The organism is Hymenobacter daecheongensis DSM 21074, from assembly GCF_900141805.1.
In the GTDB taxonomy this organism is placed as follows: domain Bacteria; phylum Bacteroidota; class Bacteroidia; order Cytophagales; family Hymenobacteraceae; genus Hymenobacter; species Hymenobacter daecheongensis.
On sequence record NZ_FQYN01000006.1, the window covers coordinates 21469 to 42842 of the forward strand.

The 21374-nt window shown below is 59.5% G+C and carries 18 protein-coding genes; 12 read left to right on the forward strand and 6 right to left on the reverse strand.

Annotated elements, in window-relative coordinates:
- Positions 1 to 19 precede the first annotated feature (19 nt).
- From BUB62_RS12270 to BUB62_RS12280, 3 genes are all read left to right on the forward strand, one after another.
- Complete coding sequence (locus tag BUB62_RS12270) at positions 20 to 955, forward strand: phosphatidate cytidylyltransferase (protein WP_073110497.1); 936 nt, start codon at positions 20 to 22, stop codon at positions 953 to 955.
- Between the two features lie 143 nt (positions 956 to 1098).
- On the forward strand, positions 1099 to 2388 hold the full coding sequence (locus tag BUB62_RS12275; protein ID WP_073110499.1) for a Glu/Leu/Phe/Val family dehydrogenase: 1290 nt from the start codon (positions 1099 to 1101) through the stop codon (positions 2386 to 2388).
- 265 nt (positions 2389 to 2653) lie between these two features.
- Entirely contained in the window at positions 2654 to 3316 is a 663-nt protein-coding gene (locus tag BUB62_RS12280) for a phosphatidylserine decarboxylase family protein (protein WP_073110501.1), read from the forward strand.
- A 169-nt stretch (positions 3317 to 3485) separates the two neighbouring features.
- Here BUB62_RS12280 and BUB62_RS12285 read toward each other — a convergent pair whose 3' ends face one another.
- The 3 genes from BUB62_RS12285 to ribD form a co-directional block, all read right to left on the reverse strand.
- Complete coding sequence (locus BUB62_RS12285; protein WP_073110503.1) at positions 3486 to 3968, reverse strand: GAF domain-containing protein; 483 nt, start codon at positions 3966 to 3968, stop codon at positions 3486 to 3488.
- A 63-nt stretch (positions 3969 to 4031) separates the two neighbouring features.
- Positions 4032 to 4739: a DUF4386 domain-containing protein gene (locus BUB62_RS12290; protein WP_073110504.1), complete on the reverse strand. Its 708-nt coding sequence runs from the start codon at positions 4737 to 4739 to the stop codon at positions 4032 to 4034.
- Positions 4740 to 4815: 76 nt separating this feature from the next.
- Positions 4816 to 5850, reverse strand: a complete 1035-nt coding sequence (gene ribD, locus BUB62_RS12295) for a bifunctional diaminohydroxyphosphoribosylaminopyrimidine deaminase/5-amino-6-(5-phosphoribosylamino)uracil reductase RibD (RefSeq protein ID WP_073110506.1) — start codon at positions 5848 to 5850, stop codon at positions 4816 to 4818.
- Positions 5851 to 6021: 171 nt separating this feature from the next.
- On the opposite strand from ribD, the gene prmC reads away from it, so the two are divergent.
- The 7 genes from prmC (at position 6022) to rfbA (ending at position 13426) form a co-directional block, all read left to right on the forward strand.
- Positions 6022 to 6882 (forward strand): peptide chain release factor N(5)-glutamine methyltransferase, encoded by an 861-nt coding sequence (prmC, locus tag BUB62_RS12300; RefSeq protein WP_073110507.1) that lies wholly within the window; start codon positions 6022 to 6024, stop codon positions 6880 to 6882.
- A 145-nt stretch (positions 6883 to 7027) separates the two neighbouring features.
- The gene (locus BUB62_RS12305; RefSeq protein ID WP_073110508.1) at positions 7028 to 7651 is read left to right on the forward strand and encodes an acyltransferase; all 624 of its coding nucleotides are present in this window, start codon (positions 7028 to 7030) and stop codon (positions 7649 to 7651) included.
- A 26-nt stretch (positions 7652 to 7677) separates the two neighbouring features.
- Positions 7678 to 8976 carry a nucleotide sugar dehydrogenase gene (locus BUB62_RS12310; RefSeq protein WP_073110509.1) on the forward strand — a complete coding sequence of 433 codons (1299 nt, stop codon included), beginning with the start codon at positions 7678 to 7680 and terminating at the stop codon, positions 8974 to 8976.
- Positions 8977 to 9109: 133 nt separating this feature from the next.
- The gene (gene galE, locus BUB62_RS12315; RefSeq protein WP_073110511.1) at positions 9110 to 10138 is read left to right on the forward strand and encodes a UDP-glucose 4-epimerase GalE; all 1029 of its coding nucleotides are present in this window, start codon (positions 9110 to 9112) and stop codon (positions 10136 to 10138) included.
- A gap of 131 nt (positions 10139 to 10269) precedes the next feature.
- Entirely contained in the window at positions 10270 to 11325 is a 1056-nt protein-coding gene (gene rfbB / locus BUB62_RS12320; RefSeq protein ID WP_073110512.1) for a dTDP-glucose 4,6-dehydratase, read from the forward strand.
- A 116-nt stretch (positions 11326 to 11441) separates the two neighbouring features.
- Positions 11442 to 12449 carry an SDR family oxidoreductase gene (locus tag BUB62_RS12325; RefSeq protein WP_073110514.1) on the forward strand — a complete coding sequence of 336 codons (1008 nt, stop codon included), beginning with the start codon at positions 11442 to 11444 and terminating at the stop codon, positions 12447 to 12449.
- 95 nt (positions 12450 to 12544) lie between these two features.
- Entirely contained in the window at positions 12545 to 13426 is an 882-nt protein-coding gene (gene rfbA / locus BUB62_RS12330) for a glucose-1-phosphate thymidylyltransferase RfbA (RefSeq protein ID WP_073110515.1), read from the forward strand.
- A gap of 74 nt (positions 13427 to 13500) precedes the next feature.
- On the opposite strand, the gene chrA is transcribed toward rfbA, so the two are convergent.
- Positions 13501 to 14736: a chromate efflux transporter gene (gene chrA / locus BUB62_RS12335; RefSeq protein ID WP_394333423.1), complete on the reverse strand. Its 1236-nt coding sequence runs from the start codon at positions 14734 to 14736 to the stop codon at positions 13501 to 13503.
- A 132-nt stretch (positions 14737 to 14868) separates the two neighbouring features.
- Positions 14869 to 15846: an isopenicillin N synthase family dioxygenase gene (locus tag BUB62_RS12340; RefSeq protein WP_073110516.1), complete on the reverse strand. Its 978-nt coding sequence runs from the start codon at positions 15844 to 15846 to the stop codon at positions 14869 to 14871.
- A gap of 137 nt (positions 15847 to 15983) precedes the next feature.
- On the opposite strand from BUB62_RS12340, the gene BUB62_RS12345 reads away from it, so the two are divergent.
- Positions 15984 to 16814 carry a hypothetical protein gene (locus tag BUB62_RS12345; protein WP_073110517.1) on the forward strand — a complete coding sequence of 277 codons (831 nt, stop codon included), beginning with the start codon at positions 15984 to 15986 and terminating at the stop codon, positions 16812 to 16814.
- Between the two features lie 206 nt (positions 16815 to 17020).
- On the opposite strand, the gene BUB62_RS12350 is transcribed toward BUB62_RS12345, so the two are convergent.
- Entirely contained in the window at positions 17021 to 19027 is a 2007-nt protein-coding gene (locus BUB62_RS12350; protein ID WP_073110519.1) for a hypothetical protein, read from the reverse strand.
- Positions 19028 to 19304: 277 nt separating this feature from the next.
- Between BUB62_RS12350 and BUB62_RS12355 the strand changes: the two genes are divergently transcribed.
- Positions 19305 to 21350 carry an OmpA family protein gene (locus BUB62_RS12355; protein ID WP_073110520.1) on the forward strand — a complete coding sequence of 682 codons (2046 nt, stop codon included), beginning with the start codon at positions 19305 to 19307 and terminating at the stop codon, positions 21348 to 21350.
- Positions 21351 to 21374 lie beyond the last annotated feature (24 nt).

Below are 21374 nucleotides of genomic sequence, written 5' to 3' on the forward strand. Positions count from 1 at the left end.
CTTCCCGAATCCCGCTTCCTTGCCTGCTTCCCCCACGCCCGCCCCGCCCGCTCCTGACCAGCCCACCGAGGATAAAAAGCCGATGTCGAATCTGGCGCAACGGGTCATTTTCGGGGCCATTGGCGCGGCCCTGCTGCTGGGCAGCGTGTGGTACAGCGCCTGGACGTTTGCGCTGTTCTTCGCCGCCGTGCAGGCCAAGATGCTGCTGGAGTTTTACCGCATGATGCGCCAGGCAGGCTACAAGCCGGCGGCGTTGCTGGGCACGACTATCAGCCTGTTTCTTTTCGCAGGGGTACTGGGTGTTAGCCAGGTGCTGGCTCCCGCCGCGGTAGGGCTGCCCCGGTGGCTGGCCGATGCTCATGCTGCCGGCCTGTTGCTGACGGGTATCATGTTGCTGCTGCCGGTGGTGCTGATTTTGCGGGAAATGTACTCGTGGCCCCGCGAAAACCAGGCGCTTTCGCCCTTCTCCAACGTAGGCGTGGCACTGCTCGGGCTGCTCTACGTGAGCCTGCCCATGAGCCTGCTCAGCGTGCTGGCGCTAAGCCCGGCCGGCTACGACTACCGCCGCATTTTCGCCCTGCTTTTCCTGGTCTGGTCGTCCGATATCGGGGCCTACGCGGCGGGCAAAACCTTCGGGCGGCACAAGCTGGCCCCCAAAATCTCGCCCGGCAAAACCTGGGAAGGAGCCATCGGCGGCTTTCTTCTGACCTTGGCAATGGGTTGGGCAATGGGCTATTTGCTGCCCGAGCTTTCGCTCACCTACCGTCTCGTGGCCGCCGGCGCGGTAGCCATCTTCGGCCCCCTGGGTGATTTGGCCGAGTCCATGCTCAAGCGCAGCGTGGGCGTGAAGGACTCCGGCACCATCATGCCCGGCCACGGCGGCCTGCTGGATCGGTTCGATGCCTTTTTGTTCATTCTGCCCGTGCTGGCGCTGCTGCAGCTGCTTTGGGGGTAAAAGCAGGTGGCCTTGCCCGCCCCGCTTTTTCCTGCGTATGGCATAAACCACTACCTTTGAGGCCTCAAATCCGGCCGCTGGCTCTGGTTTCCCACCGCTGAACAGCTGCTTTTCTTCCCACCCACTAATTTATCCTCCCCCGTATGGCTGCCACCACGGTGTACAAAGAACCGGCTCCCCGCGTCGATGCCGAAAACCCCCTCGAGTCCATGATGTCGCGCTTCAACGTGGCCACGGAAATCCTGGGCCTCGATGAGGAAACGTATGATGTGCTCAAAGCGCCTGACAAGCAGGTTATTGTGCACATTCCCGTCACGATGGACAACGGCAAGGTGCGCGTGTTCGAGGGCTACCGCGTGATTCACAACACGATTCTGGGCCCATCGAAAGGCGGCATCCGCTACGACAAGAACGTGCACCTCGACGAGGTGAAGGCCCTGGCGGCCTGGATGACGTGGAAGTGCGCTGTGGTAGATATTCCCTACGGTGGCGCCAAAGGCGGCATCATCTGCGACCCGACCAGCATGAGCGCCGGCGAAATCGAGCGTCTCACCCGCGGCTATACGCTGGCCCTGAAAGACGTTTTCGGCCCCGATAAAGACATTCCGGCCCCCGATATGGGCACCGGTCCCCGCGAAATGGCCTGGCTGATGGACGAATTCAGCAAGACCGTGGGCGCCACCTCGCCCGCCGTAGTTACCGGCAAGCCGCTGGTGATGGGCGGCTCTTTGGGCCGCACCGAGGCCACCGGCCGCGGCGTGATGGTATCGGCTTTGGCCGCCATGAAAAAGCTGGGCATGGACCCCAAAACCGCCTCTGCCGCCGTGCAGGGCTTCGGCAACGTGGGCTCCTGGGCCGCCAAGCTCCTCTGCGAGCAGGGCGTTACCATCAAGGCCGTATCCGATGTGAGCGGGGCCTACTGGAACGACAACGGCATCAACATCGATGAGGCCATTGCCTACAAAAATGCCCACAAAGGCCGCCTCGATGGCTACACCGGCGCTACGCTGATGGAAAACGCTGACGACCTGCTGCTGGCCGAGGTAGACGTGCTGGTGCCCGCCGCCGTGGAAGATGTGATTACGGAGCACAACGCCCACCACATCAAGGCTAAGCTGATCGTGGAAGGTGCCAACGGCCCCACTTCGGCCTCCGCCGACCCGATTATCAACGAGAAAGGCATCATGGTGGTGCCCGACATTCTGGCCAACTCCGGCGGGGTCACGGTTTCGTACTTCGAATGGGTGCAAAACCGCCAGGGCTTCAAGTGGACCGAGGAAATGGTGACCGAGCGCGCCGACCGCATCATGTCCGATGCCTTCGAGAAAGTGTACACCACCAGCCAGAAATACAAGATTCCGATGCGCATCGCGGCCTACGTGGTAGCCATCGACAAAGTAGCCCAGACCTACCGCTTCCGCGGCGGCTTCTAAGTAGTGAAATAGTGAGATGGTGAACTGGTGAGTTTGACGTTCTAGTAGCGCAAGTGGCGCATTTGGCGCAAGCCGAACATCAAACTCACCAGTTCACCATCTCACTATTTCACCGAAAAGATAGCCCGGGCCTGCTGGCTCGGGCTATCTTTGTGTAGTTTGACACGTAAAGGCGGGGCCGGGCGGCGTCAGCGGCCCGGTACTGTTTCTGAAAGAGCGTCTGAATCAGCGAAATCAGCTTTTAATCAGCGCTAATCTGCGATATATGAAGATTCACAAAGAAGGACGACGGATCCTGTTTTTTACCCTGCTGGTGCTGCTGGCCGTCAATCTGCTGCTGTTTCAGCTTAATGCGGAAAATGGCACGTTCAACCGCATTTTCGTGGGGGCCTCGCTGGTCGCCTTTCTCATTCTGCTGCAGTTTTTCCGCAGCCCGGCACGCCGCCTCTTCACCCACGAAGACCTGATTATCGCCCCCGCCGATGGCAAGGTGGTCGTTATTGAGGATGTGCATGAGTCGGAGTATTTCGACGATACGCGCAAGCAGATCAGCATCTTCATGTCGCCCATCAATGTTCACATCACCCGCAACCCGATTTCGGGCATCGTGCGCTACTTCAAATACCATCCGGGCAACTATCTGGTGGCCTGGCACCCCAAAAGCAGCACCAAAAACGAGCGTACTACGGTGGTAGTGGAGTCGGAAGTGGGGCCTTTTGTACTGTTCCGCCAGATTGCCGGCGCTATGGCCCGCCGCATTGTGTGGTATGTCAATGAGGGCGACGAGGTAAGCCAGGGCGAAGAGTTCGGCTTTATCAAGTTCGGCTCCCGCGTCGATATTTTCGTGCCCGTCAATACTGAAATGAAGGTGCAGATTGGCGAGAAAGTAAAAGGCGGCCAGACTGTTATCGCGCAGCTTAAAGTCTGACCACGGCTTGCCGCGGAATTTTCGGATTTCACGGATTTTGTGGAAGATTTTTTAGGAAGCAGAAAGGCCACCCAAGCGGGTGGCCTTTCTGCGTTTTATAGTCCCTGAACAGTTGGGCTTGCCGTCCACAAAATCCGTGGAATCCGAAAAATCCGGACAAATCCGTGGTTCAGAACCAAGTAGCGGCTAGCTGCATCAGCTGTTCCAGTGCGTGCTGGTCGGCGGAGTCGAAGTCGTTGAGCTGGTCGCTGTCTACATCCAGCACGGCTACTACCTGGCCGTTTTTGAGGATGGGCACCACGATTTCGGATTTCGACTCGGAGCTGCAGGCAATGTGGCCGGGAAACTGCTCCACGTCGGGCACGAGCAGCGTGGTGGCCTGCGCCCAGCTAGCCCCGCACACGCCCTTGCCGTGCCGGATGCGCGTGCAGGCAATGGGACCCTGAAACGGCCCCAGCACCAGCTCCTCGCCCTTTACCAGGTAGAAGCCCACCCAGAAAAAGCCGAAGGCCTGCCGCAAGGCCGCGGCTGTATTAGCCAGATTGGCCGTCAGATCCGGCTCGCCGGTCGTCAGCGCTTCAATCTGGGGCAGAAGCTGCCGGTATTTTTCGGCCTTAGTGAGCGTGGTATCGAGAATGAGTTCTTCGGCCATGAGGTAAGCAAGTGAAGCAGGAAGTTGTGGAGCGGGGGTTCCACCAGGCAAAGGTACGGGCTACTAGGCTGGTTCGGGCAGCGTGGACTGTTGCGGAATCCGTCCGCCCCGGATTAGCAGCCACCCCATAAACAGCAGTTCCCCATAAAATGTGAAGGCCGCAAAATCGACGTTCAGGTCGGGGGCCACGTAGGGCCGCAGACTGGTAAGCAGGTAGCCTAGCCCCGTGACAACCAGCGCTACGCCCAGCAGGCGAGGGATATATCCCGATTTGAAGACCATGTAGCCGGCCAATACGAGATGAATGCCAAACAGGGACAAATCAAAGTACCAGTGGTTTTTGAAAGCGCGCAAGTATACCATTGCCAGCGCCTGCACCTGTGCCGGACTAAAGAGCGTTGTGTACTCCGGAGTGGTGAACAGACGTAGAGCTGTAACCATATTGTTGAGGGCCACCAGCGCCAGCACCGTGTACACCAGCCGAAAACCCGCCGTGAGCTGAGCGAGGGACTTGCTCACGGGCTTCAGCAAAATATAGAGCGACCAGCTTAGCACCAAGTCCAGCACGAAGGTGAGGAAGTAGGCGAAGATGGCGGCCGTAAACAGGCCTTGGTGGGCCAGAATGTTCTGGGCAGTTTCCGCCGCCTTGTAGGGCACAACCAGCTTCGGAAGTGCATACATCTCAGCAAATGGAGCCGCAATAACGGAGCCCAGCAGGCAAAAACCCGTAATCAGGGCCGCGCTACGCAGGGAAGTAGAGGAGTTGGACATGGCCGGTTCAGATGAGGACGGAACTACAGATGCGGAACGACAAAAAATAGTTGCCCGGCCTTGCCACAAGGGCTCCTTAGCGTTTCAGATATATAAACACGTCATCGTCGCCGAGCGTGAATTGCTCGTGCAGGCCGGAAAGCCCGGGTTTGGGGGCCGGAATGCCGCCACCCAGCGTCTGGCGGTTGCGCAGAATGCGCAGCTCGTCCCACAGACCGTCGCGCAGCAGGGAGTTAAGCACCGTCGGCCCGCCTTCCACCAGCACCGACTGTATGTTGCGCTGATGCAGATTAGCAAACAGTTGCGGAAACAAATCGTCGGCTTCCGACAGCGTGATGTAGCCCAGATTGCCCTGTGTGGGGCGGCTGCGGTAAGTGTAGACCAGCGTGGGCTGCTGGCCGTCGAAGAGGTGGTGGGAAGGCGGCAGGCTCAGGTTTTTGTCGATGACGATGCGCGTGGGGTCGGGGCCGGGCCAGTCGCGGGCGTTCAGGCGCGGGTTGTCGTGCAGAGCCGTGCGCGTGCCCACCAATATGGCCTGCTCCTCGGTGCGCCACTGGTGCGTGGCCAGGTGCGCCAGCTCCCCGCTGATGCGCACCGGCTGAAAATAAGGCCCGGCCAGGTAGCCATCGGCAGTTTCGGCCCATTTGAGCACGATATAGGGGCGCTTTTTTTCCTGGAAGGTGAAAAAGCGGCGGTTCAGCCAGCGGCCTTCAGCTTCCAGCACGCCCGTTTCTACCCCAATGCCGGCCTCGCGCAGCTTCGCAATGCCGGCCCCGGCCACCAGCGGATTGGGGTCGAGGTTGCAGACCACCACTTCGCGCACGCCTTTGGCAATGAGCAGATCGGCGCAGGGCGGCGTTTTGCCGAAGTGGGCGCAGGGCTCCAGCGTCACATACACCCGGCTTTCGGCCAGTAGGCGCGCATCGGCCACGGCCGCCAGCGCGTTTACCTCGGCATGTGGCCCGCCATACTGCCGGTGCCAGCCCTCGCCGATGATGCGCCCCTCGTGCGTCACCACGCACCCCACCAGCGGGTTGGGGCGGACGTATCCGGTGCCGAGGCGGGCCAGATCGAGGGCTCGGCGCATCATAAGGGCATCAAAATCAGTCATACCGGGCGAGAATGTAGCTTTGCAGTTCCGAAGGTAGGAGCGTACGGGTTCAGAATGTTGAATTTTAAGTGTTGAATGGCTTGGCTCCCGAATATTCAGCATTCATCCTCCAAGTATGCCTCTCAGGCCTGGAATTCATAATTCATAATTCAACATTCAGAATTCCCAAAAATGACCGTCCGGCAGCTCACCACCGACCTTGGCACCGCGCTCCAGGCCATTTATCCGGGGCCGGAAGCAGCGGCCATTGCCGCGTTGGTCGTGGAGCACCTGCTGCATTTGTCGCCCTTGCAGCGCCGGATGCAGGCCGCCGAGCCAGTACCGGCCGACGTTTTAAACCAAGTGCCGCCGCTGCAACAGCGCCTGCTTTGCCACGAGCCGGTGCAATATGTGCTGGGCGTGGCGCATTTTTTCGGGCTGGAGCTGGAAGTGACGCCCGCCACGCTCATCCCGCGCCCCGAAACGGAGGAGTTGGTGCAGCTGATTATCAACGAAAATAAAGCCCAGCCCAACCTTTCCGTGCTCGACGTGGGCACCGGCAGCGGCTGCATTCCGTTGGCGCTAAGTATGGCGCTTCGGCCCGAAAAAGCTCTTGCTGTTGATATTTCGGCGGAGGCGCTAGCCGTAGCCCGTCGCAACGCGGCCCGCTACGACTGCACCGTTGAGTTTGCGCAGCTCGACATTCTCAGCCAGGAGCCGCCGGGCTTGACCCCAGCTTCGCTGGCGGTGCTGGTCAGCAACCCGCCCTACGTGCTGGAAAATGAGCGGCCCCTGATGCGCCCCAACGTGCTGGACTACGAGCCCGCCACCGCCCTGTTCGTGCCCGACCACGACCCGCTGCTGTTTTACCGTCGTATCGCGGAGCTGGGCCGGCGCTATCTGCGGCCCGGCGGCGGCTTGTACTTCGAAATCAACGAGCAGTATGCGGCCGCGCTGGTGGCACTGCTGTATGGTTTGGGCTATCAGCAGGTGCTGCCTAAGGCTGATATGTTTGGCAAAGACCGGATGCTGCGGGCCACTTGGCCGGGCTAATGGGCTCAACTTCACGCCGCCGCGGTTTAGGGGGCGGTTTGGGTGGCTAGCTAAACTTCTGCGGCGGCGCACGCATAAACTTTTGAAAAGCCCTACCTTTGCCGGCTGAAAAACTGCCCGCCCGTGGGCGGATTATTACGAGCCCGTGACCGAAACCCCCGCCTACTTCGCGCATCCTACCGCCGTCCTCGACGAAGGCTGCCGCATTGGGGACGGGTGCCGCATCTGGCATTTTGCCCACCTGATGCCCGGCTGCGAGTTGGGCGAAGGCTGCAGCATCGGCCAGAATGTGATGATTGCCGACGGCGTGCGGCTGGGGCGCAACGTGAAGGTGCAGAACAACGTGAGTCTCTACACCGGCGTAGCCTGCGCCGACGACGTGTTTATCGGCCCGTCGGTGGTATTCACCAACGTACGCAACCCCCGCAGCGCCGTGCCGCGCCGCGACCAGTACCAGCCCACGGAGTTGGCCCAGGGCGTGAGCATTGGGGCCAACAGCACCATCGTGTGTGGCGTGCGGCTGGGCGAATACGCTTTTGTCGGGGCCGGCTCCGTCGTCACGAAAGATGTGCCGCCGTATGCCCTGGTGTACGGCAACCCGGCCCGGCAACACGGCTGGATGAGCGCCCACGGCCACCGACTAGCCTTCGATGCCGCCGGCCGGGCGCAGTGCCCCGAAAGCCACGAACAGTATTTATTGACCAATCAGCGGGTTTCCCGTATCAGCCCAACGGAGGCGGCCCGTAACCAGCAGCATCCAAGATCCTAAGTCCTCCAGACCCTAAGACCCCAACCGTGTACGAGCAACTCCTCCAGAAAAAGACCAAGCTCGCCGTTATCGGCCTCGGCTACGTCGGCTTACCGATTGCCCTCGAATTTGCCCGCCACATCAGCGTTATCGGCTTCGACATCAACGCCGCCCGCGTCGATCTGATGCGCAATAACATTGACCCCAGCGGCGAGCTGGAAGCCCAGGATTTTGAGGGGCGCGACATCGTCTTCACCGATTCGCTGGAGGTGCTGCGCGAGGCTACGTTCTTCATCGTGGCCGTGCCGACGCCGATTGACGAGCACGCCCAACCCGATTTGCGGCCGCTGCTCGGCGCTTCCACCACGATGGGAAAGGTGCTGAAAAAGGGTGATTACGTGGTGTTTGAAAGCACCGTGTACCCTGGCTGCACCGAGGAAGACTGCATTCCGGTGATGGAAAAGCATTCGGGCCTGAGCTTCGCCAACGGCGACTTCAAGGTCGGCTACTCGCCTGAGCGGATCAACCCCGGCGATAAGGAGCACACGCTGGCCCGCATCGTGAAGGTGGTCAGCGGCTGCGATGAAGAAGCCCTGGACCTGATTGCCAAAGTGTATGAGCTGGTGATTACGGCTGGTGTGCACCGCGCCAGCAGCATCAAGGTGGCTGAGGCCGCCAAGATCATCGAGAACACCCAGCGCGACGTGAACATTGCCCTGATGAACGAGCTGTCGATGATTTTCGACCGCATGAGCATCAACACTTACGAAGTGTTGGAAGCGGCCGGCACCAAGTGGAACTTCCTGAAATTTTCGCCCGGTCTGGTGGGCGGCCACTGCATCGGCGTTGACCCGTACTACCTAACTTACAAGGCCAAGGAGTTGGGCTACGATGCGAAAGTGATTCTGAGCGGGCGCACCACCAACGACAACATGGGGGCCTACATTGCCCGCAAAACCGTGCAGATGATGATCAAGCACGGCAAGGACGTGGCCAAGAGCCGCGTGCTGGTGATGGGCGCTACTTTCAAGGAAAACGTGGAGGATATCCGCAACTCCAAGGTGGCCGATGTGATTCAGGAACTGAAGAACTTCTCCGTGAACGTGGATATCATCGATCCGCACGCCAGCTCTGATGAGCTGCACCACGAATACGGATTCCGCCTCACCGCCCCCGACGACATGCGCAAGGACTATGATGCCGTCATCGTGGCCGTAAGCCATTTGCCCTACGCTACCCTCAACGAAGACTATTTCAAGTCCATCACGTCCGAAAATCCGGTGCTGGTGGATATCAAGGGTCTGTTTCGCGGCAAGATCGAGGACATGCACTACTGGAGCCTCTAAGGCGAAATGGTGAGATGGTGAAATGGTGAGTTTGATGTTCTGTATGCGCAGGACAGCGCCATCAGAACATCAAACTCACCATCTCACTATTTCACTATCTAACCATCTCACTATTTCACAATTTCACCTCAAGATGGAGCGCACGAAAATACTGGTGACGGGAGGCGCGGGCTATATTGGCTCGCACGCGGTGGTAGAGCTATATCAGGCCGGCTATCAGCCGGTTATCGTTGATGATTTCAGCAACTCGCAGGAGTCGGTAATGGCCGGACTGCGCGCTATTCTGGGCGTGAGCGTACCCCTGCACCGCATCGACTGCAATGACGTGGAGGCCATGCGGGCGGTGTTTGCCGAAGAAGGCAGCCTGCGCGGCGTGATTCACTTCGCGGCCTATAAGGCCGTGGGCGAGTCCATTGTAAAGCCGCTGGAATACTACCAGAACAACGTCGGCTCATTGCTGACGCTGTTGCAGGTGATGCGCGAATTCGGCGTGGAATCTTTGGTGTTCTCCTCATCGTGCACGGTGTATGGCGTGCCCGATGCGCTGCCTGTAACCGAGCAAACGCCTACCAAAAAAGCCAACTCGCCCTACGGTGCCACCAAGCAGATGTGCGAAGACATTCTGCAGGATGTGGCGGCTGCGCCCGCCGTGGCGCTACGCGCCATTCTGCTGCGCTACTTCAACCCGATTGGAGCCCATGATTCGGCCCTGATCGGGGAACTGCCGCTCGGCGTACCCCAGAACCTGATTCCGTATGTGACGCAGACCGCCGCCGGCATCCGGGAAAAGCTCACCATCAACGGCGACACGTACGACACGCCCGACGGCACCAACATCCGCGACTATATTCACGTGGTAGACCTGGCCAAGGCACACGTAGTAGCCGTGCGCCGGCTTCTGGAAGGCAAAGCCGCCGCGGCCGTGGAAACCTTCAACGTGGGCACTGGTCACGGCAACAGCGTCTTGGAAGTCGTGAAGGCGTTCGAGCACGCTACTGGCCAGCGGCTCAACTACACCATCGGCCCACCCCGGGCCGGCGACGTGCCGGCCATCTACGCCGACGTAACCAAAGCCAGCACCGAGCTGGGTTTCACCACCACCACATCGCTGGAAGACTCCCTGGCCAGTGCCTGGAAATGGCAACAGAGTTTAAATCGTTAATGTGCTGATGTGCTGATGCAGGAATGGGTTGGCTTCCGGCTGTCCATACCGGCTACCAAACGCAGGCTTCCTCATTCTCACCAATAGCACATTACCACATCAGCACATTATCACATCAGCACATCAAAACCATGAAAATTATCATCACCGGCGGGGCCGGCTTCATTGGGTCGCACGTGGTGCGCCTGTTCGTGACCAAGTATCCGGAGTACCAGATCCTGAATCTGGACGCGCTGACGTATGCCGGCAACCTGGAAAACCTGCGCGACATTGAAAACGCGCCCAATTACCGCTTGGTGAAAGGCGATATCACCGATCAGGCGTTCGTCGATCAACTCTTCGCTACCGAAGAGCCGGATGCCGTGATTCATCTGGCCGCCGAGAGCCACGTAGACCGCTCTATCACCGACCCGCTGGCGTTTGTGAAAACCAACGTGATGGGCACGGTGAACCTGTTGCAGGCGGCCAAAAACCTATGGAAGCCGCTGGGCTACGAGGGCAAAACCTTCTATCATGTGAGCACCGACGAAGTGTATGGCTCGCTGGACTTCGGTCCCGAAATGTTCACCGAGGAAACCAGCTACGACCCCCGCTCGCCGTATTCGGCCTCCAAAGCCGCTTCCGACCACTTCGTGCGGGCTTGGCACCACACCTACGGTCTGCCCATTAAGCTCTCGAACTGCTCGAACAACTACGGCCCGAACCACTTCCCCGAGAAACTGATTCCGCTGGCCATTCACCGCATTCAGCACGGCCAGCCCGTGCCGGTATATGGCAAGGGCGAAAACGTGCGCGACTGGCTGTTCGTGAAAGACCACGCCACTGCCATCGATGCCGTGTTCCACAAGGGCAAAGTGGGCGAAACCTACAACATCGGCGGCGTGAATGAGTGGGCCAACCTGGAACTGATTCACCTGCTCTGCGACACGCTGGACGAGAAAACCGGCAAGGAAAAAGGCACTTCGCGCAAGCTCATCACCTTCGTGAAAGACCGCGCCGGCCACGACCTGCGCTACGCCATCGACAGCAGCAAAATCATGAACGAGCTGGGCTGGAAACCGTCCGTCACTTTCGAGCAGGGCCTCTCCCAAACCGTGGATTGGTACCTGGAAAACGAGGAATGGCTGAACAACGTAACCAGCGGCGCCTACCAGCAATACTACAACCAGCAGTACGCGGCCCGCTAGCCCGCAATCAAGAATAAATGTGCTAGTGTGGAAATGTGCTAATGTGCTAAACTCGTAACGGTCACTACATCAGCTTATTTCCACATTTTTCACATCAGCACATCAGCACATTAAAAATGTACGAAACTCCTTTTCACGACCAGCCGCTCGATAACCTGACCTTTCTGGTAACGGGCGGAGCAGGGTTTATTGGCTCCAACCTGGTGGAATACCTGCTGAAGTACAGGGCCAAAAAGGTGCGCGTGCTTGATAATTTCTCCAACGGCTTCCGCAAGAATGTGGCGCTGTTTGCCGATAATCCGGCGCTGGAAGTTATCGAAGGCGACATTCGCGACCGGCAGACCTGCATCGAGGCCTGCCAGGGCGTGGACGTGGTGCTGCACCAGGCCGCGCTGGGCTCGGTGCCGCGCTCCATCAACGACCCGATTACGAGCAACGACGTGAACGTGGGTGGCTTCGTGAACATGCTGGTGGGGGCCAAGGAAGCCGGCGTGAAGCGCTTCGTGTACGCAGCCTCGTCTTCCACCTACGGCGACCACAAGGCCCTGCCGAAAGTGGAGGACCGCATCGGCAAGCCCCTTTCGCCGTACGCCGTGACCAAATATGCCAACGAGTTGTACGCCGACGTGTTTGGCAAAACCTACGGCATGGAAATCATCGGGCTGCGCTATTTCAACATCTTCGGCCCGCGCCAGGACCCGAATGGAGCCTATGCGGCCGTTATTCCGCTTTTCATTGATGCCGTACTGGAAGGCAAGCCGCCGCGCATGAACGGCGACGGCGGCCAGACCCGCGACTTTACCTTCGTGGAAAATTGCGTGCAGGCCAATATCAAAGCCGCGCTGGTGCAGAACCCGGCGGCCGTGAACCAGGTCTACAACGTGGCCGTGGCCGACCGCACTTCCCTCAACGACCTGTTCAACATCCTCAAGGAAGAAGCCGGCTCCGACATCACCCCCGAGTACGGCCCCGACCGCGCCGGCGACATCCGCGACTCCCTGGCCGATATCAGCAAAGCCAACACGCTGCTCAACTACCAGCCACAGATCCGCATCCGTGAGGGTTTGCAAAAAACGCTGAGTTGGTTTAAGCAGAATCAGGCTTTTATTGCGGAGCGCAATTAGCTTTGAGTTGTTATGCTTCAACCTCGCGGACGACAGATAAAGAATGACGCTTTAGTAGCTAATGCCCCGAGTTTTCAAGACCCCAAAACCCCACTATGAAAGGTATTATTCTCGCCGGCGGCTCCGGCACTCGTTTGCACCCGCTCACGCTGGCTGTGTCCAAGCAAATGATGCCGGTGTATGATAAGCCAATGATTTATTATCCGCTATCAATTCTGATGATGGCTGGTATTAAGGAAATCCTCATCATCACCACGCCCCACGACCAAGCCCAGTTTCAGAAGCTGCTTGGCGATGGCAAAAACCTAGGATGCAACTTCCAGTACACGGTGCAGGAAGTGCCTAACGGCCTAGCCCAGGCCTTCGTATTGGGTGCTGACTTCATCGGCGACGACAAAGTGGCGCTGGTACTCGGCGACAATATTTTTCACGGGGCCGGCATGGAGGAACTGCTCAAAGCCAACAACAACCCCGACGGTGGCGTGGTGTATGCCTACCATGTGCACGACCCGGAGCGCTACGGCGTAGTAGAGTTCGACGCCAACAAGAAAGCTCTCAGCATCGAAGAAAAGCCGGCCAAGCCCAAGAGCAACTATGCCGTGCCCGGCCTCTATTTCTACGACAACGAGGTCATTCAGATTGCCCGCGACCTGAAGCCCAGCCCCCGCGGCGAGTATGAAATCACGGATGTAAACCAGGAATACCTGCGTCGGGGCAAGCTGAAAGTGGGCATACTGGGCCGGGGCACTGCTTGGCTCGACACAGGCACGTTTGAAAGCCTGATGCAAGCCGGCGAATTTGTGCGCGTATTGGAGCAGCGGCAGGGTCTGAAAGTGGGCTCGATTGAGGAAGTAGCGTACCGCCAGGGCTTCATCGATGCCAACCAGCTTCGCAAAATCGCCGAGCCGCTACGTAAGAGTGGCTACGGCGACTACCTCATGCGCCTGCCCGAAAGCCTAATGCTGAGCAACGAGTAAAGTTTTGTAACACATCAAAAAAGCCATTCTCAGTCGGGAATGGCTTTTTTAATGCTGTTGCTTGAGCGGACTGCCTAAAACAAGGCCCCCGCCAGCAACCCGGCCAGCACAATGGCATACGAGGGAATCTTCTCCCACAGCAGCAGGAAAAACGTGGCCGCCACCAGCACCAGATTCACCGGCGTATCGGGCAGTGGGTGGTAGAGCAGGAACGTAGCCGCGCACACCAGCCCCGCCGACACGGCGTTGATTCCTTCCAGTGAAGCCTTCACCACCCGGTACTGCTTGAGCTGGTCCCAGAAGCGAATCAGGAAGAAGATGAGCAGCGTGCCCGGCATAAAAATGCCCGCCGCCGCCACCACCGCCCCCAGCACCTGTCCTCCAATGCCGCTGCCGTCGCGCCGCATGGCCAGAGCCCCGATGTAGGAAGCGAAGGAAAAATTGGGCCCCGGCATGGCCTGCACCAGTCCCAGCCCCGACAGAAATTCCTGGGTGCTTAGGTAGTGCTTAAATTCCACAAACTCAGCGTAGAGCAACGGTGCCAGCACCTGGCCGCCGCCAAAAACCAGGCTGCCGTTGCGATAAAAGTTTTCGAACAGCAGCACCGGCAGCAGGCGCGTATACGAGCCCAGCAGGGCCGCCCCGATCAGCACGCCTATCCACAGCGCGAAGTTGGCCCACTCAATCTGCAAGGGCTGCTTATCGGGCAGTACCGGCATTTTGCGGTAGCGAAACGTAGTGATGGCCCCGCCGGCCAGCAGCAGCAGCGGCAGCAGCCAGGGCAGCTGAAAGCGGTAGGCCAGCATGGCCGAAGCGACCATCAGCGCCACCGAGGTCTTGGTATGAATGACTTTCTCCGCGATTTTGTAGGCCGAATACGCCACAAAGCCCACCGCAATGGGCTGCACGTACTGCACCAGATTGGTTACCTGAGTTTTATCCAAGTACGTGATGGTGAGGCCCGCCAGCGTCATCATCGTCACGGCGGGTAGCATCCAGACCAGAACTGTGAGGTAGGCCAAGTTGGGCCCGCCGAGGCGAAAGCCGATGGCTGTGATGGTTTGGGTGGACGTGGGGCCGGGCAGAATCTGGCACAGGGCCGTCAGCTCCAGCAGCTCAGCCGCCGTGAGGTAGCGGCGCTTGTCTACCAACAGGCGCAGCATCATGGCCAAGTGGGCCTGCGGGCCGCCAAAGGCGGTGAGGCCCAGCGTGAGCACGTCTTTCAGGAAAATAATGCCCCGCACCCGTTTCGTGCGGGCTCCGCGGCGGCTCCGGGCGGGGGGCACAAGCTGGATTTCTTCCGTTTCCAAGACCAGGGGGAGTGTGGGGCCTTTAACCGAGGCAAAAGACCTCAACAGCACCGAACTTACCAAAATAAAATCGGTTGCCAAGGTGGATATCAACCCCGGCAACCGATTGCGAAGCATCAGCCAATGAGAGGTTTACTTCTTTTTTAGGCCCAGCTCAATCAGGCGCTCATTCAGAAACTCGCCGGCCGTGATGTCGGCTTCCTTCTTGGGGTTTTCGGGCGTTACGCAGCTAGGCAGCGCCGCCAGGCTCATTTCGGAGCGCGGGTGCATGAAAAACGGCACCGAGAAGCGCGAGGAATTCATCTTCTCGCGGGCGGGGTTCACCACGCGGTGAATGGTACTTTTCAGCACGCCGTTGGTCAGGCGCTGTAGCATGTCGCCCACGTTCACCACAATCTGGTCGGGCAAAGCGGTGATGGGAATCCACTTGTCGTCGCGGCGCTTCACTTGCAGGCCATCGGCCGATGCGCCCATCAGCAGCGTAATCAGGTTGATGTCGCCGTGCTCAGCGGCCCGTACGGCATCGGCCGGCACCGCGTCGGGGTTTTCGATGGGGAAATAGTGAATTGGACGCAGAATAGAATTTCCATTGCGTACCTTGTCATCGAAGTAGTTTTCAGGCAGCTTCAAATAGAGGGCAATGGCCTTCAATACGTCTTTGCCCGCCGCTTCCAGCGTTTTGTAGGTGGTCAGGGTGCTCTCGCGGAACGAGGAAATTTCCTCGGGCCAAATGTTATCCGGATATTCGTGGCGGATGGGGTCGTTTTCATCGTCCACTTCCTGGCCCACGTGGAAGAACTCCTTCAAATCGCCGGTATTGCGGCCCTTTGCATGTTCTTTGCCTTTGCTGATGTATCCTCGCTGCCCGGCCAGGGCCGGGTTTTCGTAGCGCTGCTTGGCCTCATCGGGCAAGGAGAAGAACTGCTTCACGTCGCGATACAGCGCCTGGGTCTGCTCGTCGGTGAGGCCGTGGTTCTTCAGTGCCACGAAACCGATGTTCTGATACGCTTCGCCCAGCTGCTGAACAAAGCGGGCCTTGCGCTCCGGGTCACCGGAACGGAAATCGGCCAGGTCGAGGGACGGAATTTCTTCCAACAATTTTTCTTCCATAGCAGGAAATCATTATACTTTTGAGCGAACCTTACGTATTGCGCAAGGTACTGAAAAAATCATTCGTCGTTTCGCAGTCGAAACGCGCCCGGACAAGCGGTCCGGTAGTCTTGTAAACCCTTCCATTCTTTCCCCACATGAAAGCATCTGCTTTATTGGTGAGCAGCGCAATGCTGCTCGGGCTGGCCGCCTGCGATACGGCCCGCCAGCAACAGGAGTCCGGCTCGAACGCCACGGCCAGCACGATTTCGAGCGGTTCGGCGGCTTCGATGGAGAAAAATGGTCTGCGCCTGACTCCGTTCAGCGACTCGCCCAAAATGCCTGAGGCTCAGCTGCTGCTCAAGTCGCCGGCCTCTGGCTCCAGCGTCGCCAGCGGCAATGTTGCCTTCGACTACGACATCACCAACTTCCAGCTGAGCAAAATGACCGGCGGCATGCACGCCGGCGAAATGGCTACCTCGGAGAAGGGCCAGCATATTCACAATATCGTGGACAATGAGCCCTACACGGCCCATTATACCACCGAATTTACCAAGCCTTTGGCCGACGGCCAGCACGTAGTGCTGTCGTTCCTGTCGCGCTCCTACCATGAGAGCCTTAAGCACCGCGGTGCCTACGACCTGCGCGTAGTAACGGCGGGCAATGCCGCCACCGCCAAGCCCCTGGGAGCCGACCTGACCGCGCCGCACCTGTTCTACAGCCGCCCCAAGGATACGTACTCCGGGGCTGATGCCAAGAAGGTGATGCTGGACTTCTATCTGGTAAACACCACTTTGTCGCCGGACGGCAACAAAGTGCGGGCTACCATCAACGGCACCGAATTCATGCTCGACCAGTGGGCTCCCTATATGATGGAAGGCCTGCCCGCCGGGCAGAACACCGTGAAGCTGGAACTGGTAGATGCCAGCGGCACCATGATTCCCGGCCCCTACAACTCCGTGACGCGCACGTTTACGCTGCAGCCGTAAGGTGAAATAGTGAGTTTGATGTTTTGGATGCGCTCCTTGTGCCAGCAGAACATTAGACTCACCATTTCGCTATTACGCCAAAACGCCCCCTTTCCAGCTGGAGAGGGGGCGTTGCTGATTTATGACAGCGGCGAATAGATCATGCCTGTCCTTGCGAAAAGGCATGACATTCCGCGTATCAAGTGAAGCAATGACAGGCAATCATTTCATCGCCAGCTGCCTACGCGCCAGTTTATGGCTATTTCGAAATAAGGGTAGAGGTTGCGAGTGGCGCGGGCCAGCTCTTCGGGGGCGTAGCTGGTGCCGGCGTAGAGGCCGGGGCCTTCGCGGTAGCGGTAAAAAGTGCTTAGCTGCTGCAGCCAGAGGCTGGTGGTGAGGGTGAAGCCGGCGGCGGTGTGGCGCTCGTAGGCCAGGTCGGGGCCCTGCTGGCGCGTTACGTGGCGCAGGTAAATGAGAATGGGCGTGCCGCCGGCGGTGGCCAGCAGGGCAGCGCGACCGTGGGTGCGCTGCTCCAGAAAGCGGTAGCCCACGCGCAGGCTGCTGCGGCCGCGCGGGCCGCTCCAGCCCTGGCGCAGGCCGCCAGCCAGATCGTGCGTGATGGTGGTATCCAGGGGGCTTTCGCGGAAGCGGGGCCAGTTGAGCAGGCCCACGCGGTTTTCGCGGCGCACGTAGTCCAGCGTGAGAAGGCGCTGGGGCGTGAGCTGGTAGCTAAGGTTCTGCTGCTGCTCCAGCACCCGGTTGGCGCGATTTTTCAGCTGCTCGCTGGCCCGGTCGCGCACCTGGTAGCTCACCCACAGATGATACGTTGATTTGAGGCTGAAGCGGCCCGGTGCCCACGTGAAGCCCGGCTCCCAGTGCAGTAGGCGGTCGGTGTAGTTCTCGGCACTCTGGGCGGCTTTGATGAAGATGAACTGCCGGTATTCGCCGCCCACGGCCAGGGTGGTGCGAAATGCGCCGGCCCAACGCCCGGCCCAGGTGAGGCGCAGCAGATGCTGCGACTCGTCGCGGTCCTGCTCGTTTTCCTTGCTGGGCGTATCCACGCGCAGCAACTGGGCCGTGCCCAGCAGCGTGAGGGCGTGGCGCGGCTGGGGCAGCCACGTCAGCTCCGACTGCCAGAGGGTAGTTTTCTCGGTAATGTCCTTCACCCGCTCGCGGGCCATAGCCGTTTCCAGGCGCGTGGGCAGCAGGTTGCGGTTGTTGTCGAGCGAGTAGGCGCGGTTTCGCTCCCGGTAGTTGAAGGTGAGCATGAACTGCAGCTTTCGGCTGCCCAGCCGCACTTCCTGTCGGGTATCCAGCTCCTGCTGCTGGTAGCGCAGGTTTTGCACGGTATCTGCCTCAGAAGCAAGGCGACGGTAGAGGAAGGCTCGACTGGGGAGCACCAGGGAATTGTCGGAGCGGAACGAAACCCGGTCGGCGAGGCGGTAGACCCACGTGAGCTGGGTGGCCACGGTGTCGCTCTGAATGCGCTGCACGTTGCCGGGCACGTAGTCTTCGGCCCGGTTGGAGCGGTAGCCCAGGCGCAACGCCCCGGTCGAGTAGTCGTCGAACGTGCGCTCGTAGAAGCCTTCGGCCACGGTGCGCTGCCAGATGCGCGGACCCAGGTTGGAGCGCGTGCCATAGAGCCGCACCGCCACCGGCTGCGTGGAGCCCTGATGGGGGTACACCAGCGTCGTCACTTCCAGTCCATACGCGGGGCCGGCATCGCGGCGGCCATTGCGGGCATCGTAGCCCAGCCCGCCAAACAGCACATAGCGGGCCTCCGACAGCGTATCGGTGGCTGCCAGTGGGCGCAGGCGGTGGTGGTAGCCCAGCCGGCCCAGCCAGGCCCCGGAGCGGGTGGCATTGGCCCTACTTTGCTCAAAGTGTAGCTGCTGACCGGCCTCCCAGCCCCGGCCCAGGCGCAGGGTGTGCAGCGCATGGGCCAGGTAGTCTTCGCGCACGAAAGGCGGGCGGCCGCGCTCGTCGTAGAGCCACTCGCTGAGCAGCCGGTAGCGCAGGTGCTGGCGGGCCGTAAGGCGGTAGCTACCCAATAGATTGGTTTGCTGGGCGTAGGTACTCACGCCCACGCGCCGGGCCCGGAAGGAAAGCAGCACCAGCGAATCGGGGGCCGGGACTTGGCCGGGCTGCTGGGCCCTAATTGGCACCGCGCACCCGGCCGCCAGCACCAGGCTCACAATGAATACGAACAGAAACCAGGCACCGCGGCGACACATAACAAACAGATAATAGGGCGCATCTGCACGGTGCCGCCAGCAAGGGGTAAGGTAGCCAATCGGGGCCCGCGCCGCAACGGACCGCCCGGCGGAGTGGCGCTGCCGGCCGCCATACCGCAAAAAATAATGCTAAACCCAAGCTCGGCTGTTTATTTTTGGGTTGGCTTGTCGGGCTTGTCGTAACTTCCCGGCGGCACAAGTCGTCTTGTGTGTCCGGGGTTGCCATAGGGGTAAGTTGTACAAACCCGCAGGCTTTTGTTTTGCCATCATGTAGCTTATGATTGTTCGGAAACTTTTTCTGTCGCTGGGGTTGGTTTTGGGCGGTGCCGGGCTTACGCAGGCGCAACACGCCATCTGGGCCGCCAAAGTGGTAGGCGTATCTTCGCAAAAGGCGGAGGGGAAAGAAGCCTTTTCGCCCGAAAAAGTACTGGGCGAGCCCAACGCGCAGCCGCTGGGCCAGATCAGCAACGATGCCTGGATTCCTAAAAAGGAAGGTACCAACGAATTTATTGAGGTGCGCTTCGGCAAGTCATTGGTGGCCAAGCAGGTGACAGTGATTGAGAACTTCAACCCCGGCTCCGTTATCAAGATTGAGCTGGTGGACACCCGCGGCACCAAGCACCAGATTTATACCAACGACAGCCCCGGCCCTATTCCGGAGCAGTTCCGCTCGCTGCAGGCCACCTTCCCGGCTGCTACCTACCGCACTATCGGCGTGGTAGTGACCATGAATACCAAGGCCGTGAACGGCGTAAACCAGATCGACGCCATCGGCATTGCAGACGTGGCGGAGGTGATGGTGAAAAAGGAATTCGCTAATGTGGCCCCCGAGGGCAGCGTGCGGTTCGACTCCGCGATGGTGAACCTGGGGCCAAACGTCAACTCAAAATACGTAGACACCCACCCGGTCATCAGCCCCGACGGCAAGACGCTGTTTTTTGCCCGCCAGGAGAGCCCGCAGAACGTGGGCGGCTCGAAGGACGGGCAGGACGTGTGGTACAGCACCCTGGCCAATGCCGCCAAAAAAAGCTGGAACCCGGCCAAAAACATCGGCGGCCCCATCAATACTCCCGGCCCCAACGGGCTGGCCTCGGTGTCGTCGGATGGTAACAGCGCGGTGCTCATCAACGTGTATCGCCCTGACGGCTCGCTCGATCCGAAAGGCGTGAGCACAGTTCGCCGCACCAAAACGGGCTGGGGCATGCCGGTAAAGATGGAAATCGAGGATTTCTATAACGACGACCCCGACCATGTCGACTACTTTTTGGCTACTTCCGGCAAAGCCCTGCTGATGGCCGTGGCCCGCAAAGACGGTAAGGGCGAGCAGGATATCTACGTGAGCTTTCCTAAGCCCGACGGCGGCTGGTCGCGGCCCAAAAACCTGGGCTCGGCAGTGAATACCAAGAAGCCCGAGTTTGCCCCGTTTCTGGCGGCCGATGGCAAAACGCTCTACTTCGCCTCCGAAGGCCACACCGGCTACGGCAACGCCGACATTTTTTACTCCAAGCGCCTCGACGACACCTGGACCAACTGGAGCGCCCCGCGCAACCTGGGCACCAGCATCAACTCGCCTGATTTCGACGGCTACTTCACGCTGGCCGCTTCCGGCGAAGATGCCTACCTGGTTTCGTCCCGGAAGGGTATTGACAATTCCCGCGACATTTTCCGCATCAACCTCACGCCGCAGTTCAAGCCCGAAGTGGTGACGCTGGTGCGGGGCCGCGTGCTGGATGCCGCCACTCAGAAGCCGGTGGCCGCCACCATCCGCTACGAAAACCTGCTGACCGGCGAAGAAATCGGGGTGGCGGAAACCAGCCCCGTTGATGGCTCCTACACCATTGTGCTGCCTTCGGGCGCGCACTACGGCTACCGCGCCGAGTCGCCGAACTACCTGGCTGAGAGCGACAACCTCGACGCTACCGACAAGCAGAAATACAGCGAAATCACCCAGGATTTGTTTCTGGTGCCCTTCGCGGTGGGCTCCACCATCAAGCTGAACAACATCTTTTTCACCCAGAGCAAGTACTATCTGCGCGACAATTCTTATCCCGAACTGTTGCGGCTGGTGCGCATTCTGAAGGATTATCCGGGCGTGGAAATTAAGCTGGAAGGCCACACCGACAACCAAGGCGACCCGGCGCTGAACGTGAAGCTAAGCTTGGACCGCGTGAACGAGGTGAAGAAATACCTGGTGTCGAAGGGCATTCCTGGTAACCGCATTGCCACCGAAGGCTTCGGCGGCTCGAAGCCCATTGCCAGCAACGAAAAAGAAGAAACCCGCAAGCTGAACCGCCGCGTGGAGTTCCGAATTACGAAGAAGTGATTTTTTAATGTGCTGATGTGGAAA

Bases quoted from the DNA above. Each gene is read 5' to 3' on its own strand.
- BUB62_RS12325 (WP_073110514.1), top strand. From the start codon at position 11,442: ATGTACGAAACTCCTTTTCACGACCAGCCGCTCGATAACCTGACCTTT.
- BUB62_RS12340 (WP_073110516.1), bottom strand. From the start codon at position 15,846: ATGGAAGAAAAATTGTTGGAAGAAATTCCGTCCCTCGACCTGGCCGAT.
- BUB62_RS12285 (WP_073110503.1), bottom strand. From the start codon at position 3,968: ATGGCCGAAGAACTCATTCTCGATACCACGCTCACTAAGGCCGAAAAA.
- ribD (WP_073110506.1), bottom strand. From the start codon at position 5,850: ATGACTGATTTTGATGCCCTTATGATGCGCCGAGCCCTCGATCTGGCC.
- prmC (WP_073110507.1), top strand. From the start codon at position 6,022: ATGACCGTCCGGCAGCTCACCACCGACCTTGGCACCGCGCTCCAGGCC.
- BUB62_RS12350 (WP_073110519.1), bottom strand. From the start codon at position 19,027: ATGTGTCGCCGCGGTGCCTGGTTTCTGTTCGTATTCATTGTGAGCCTG.
- rfbB (WP_073110512.1), top strand. From the start codon at position 10,270: ATGAAAATTATCATCACCGGCGGGGCCGGCTTCATTGGGTCGCACGTG.
- galE (WP_073110511.1), top strand. From the start codon at position 9,110: ATGGAGCGCACGAAAATACTGGTGACGGGAGGCGCGGGCTATATTGGC.
- BUB62_RS12280 (WP_073110501.1), top strand. From the start codon at position 2,654: ATGAAGATTCACAAAGAAGGACGACGGATCCTGTTTTTTACCCTGCTG.
- BUB62_RS12275 (WP_073110499.1), top strand. From the start codon at position 1,099: ATGGCTGCCACCACGGTGTACAAAGAACCGGCTCCCCGCGTCGATGCC.
- BUB62_RS12290 (WP_073110504.1), bottom strand. From the start codon at position 4,739: ATGTCCAACTCCTCTACTTCCCTGCGTAGCGCGGCCCTGATTACGGGT.
- BUB62_RS12345 (WP_073110517.1), top strand. From the start codon at position 15,984: ATGAAAGCATCTGCTTTATTGGTGAGCAGCGCAATGCTGCTCGGGCTG.
- rfbA (WP_073110515.1), top strand. From the start codon at position 12,545: ATGAAAGGTATTATTCTCGCCGGCGGCTCCGGCACTCGTTTGCACCCG.
- BUB62_RS12355 (WP_073110520.1), top strand. From the start codon at position 19,305: ATGATTGTTCGGAAACTTTTTCTGTCGCTGGGGTTGGTTTTGGGCGGT.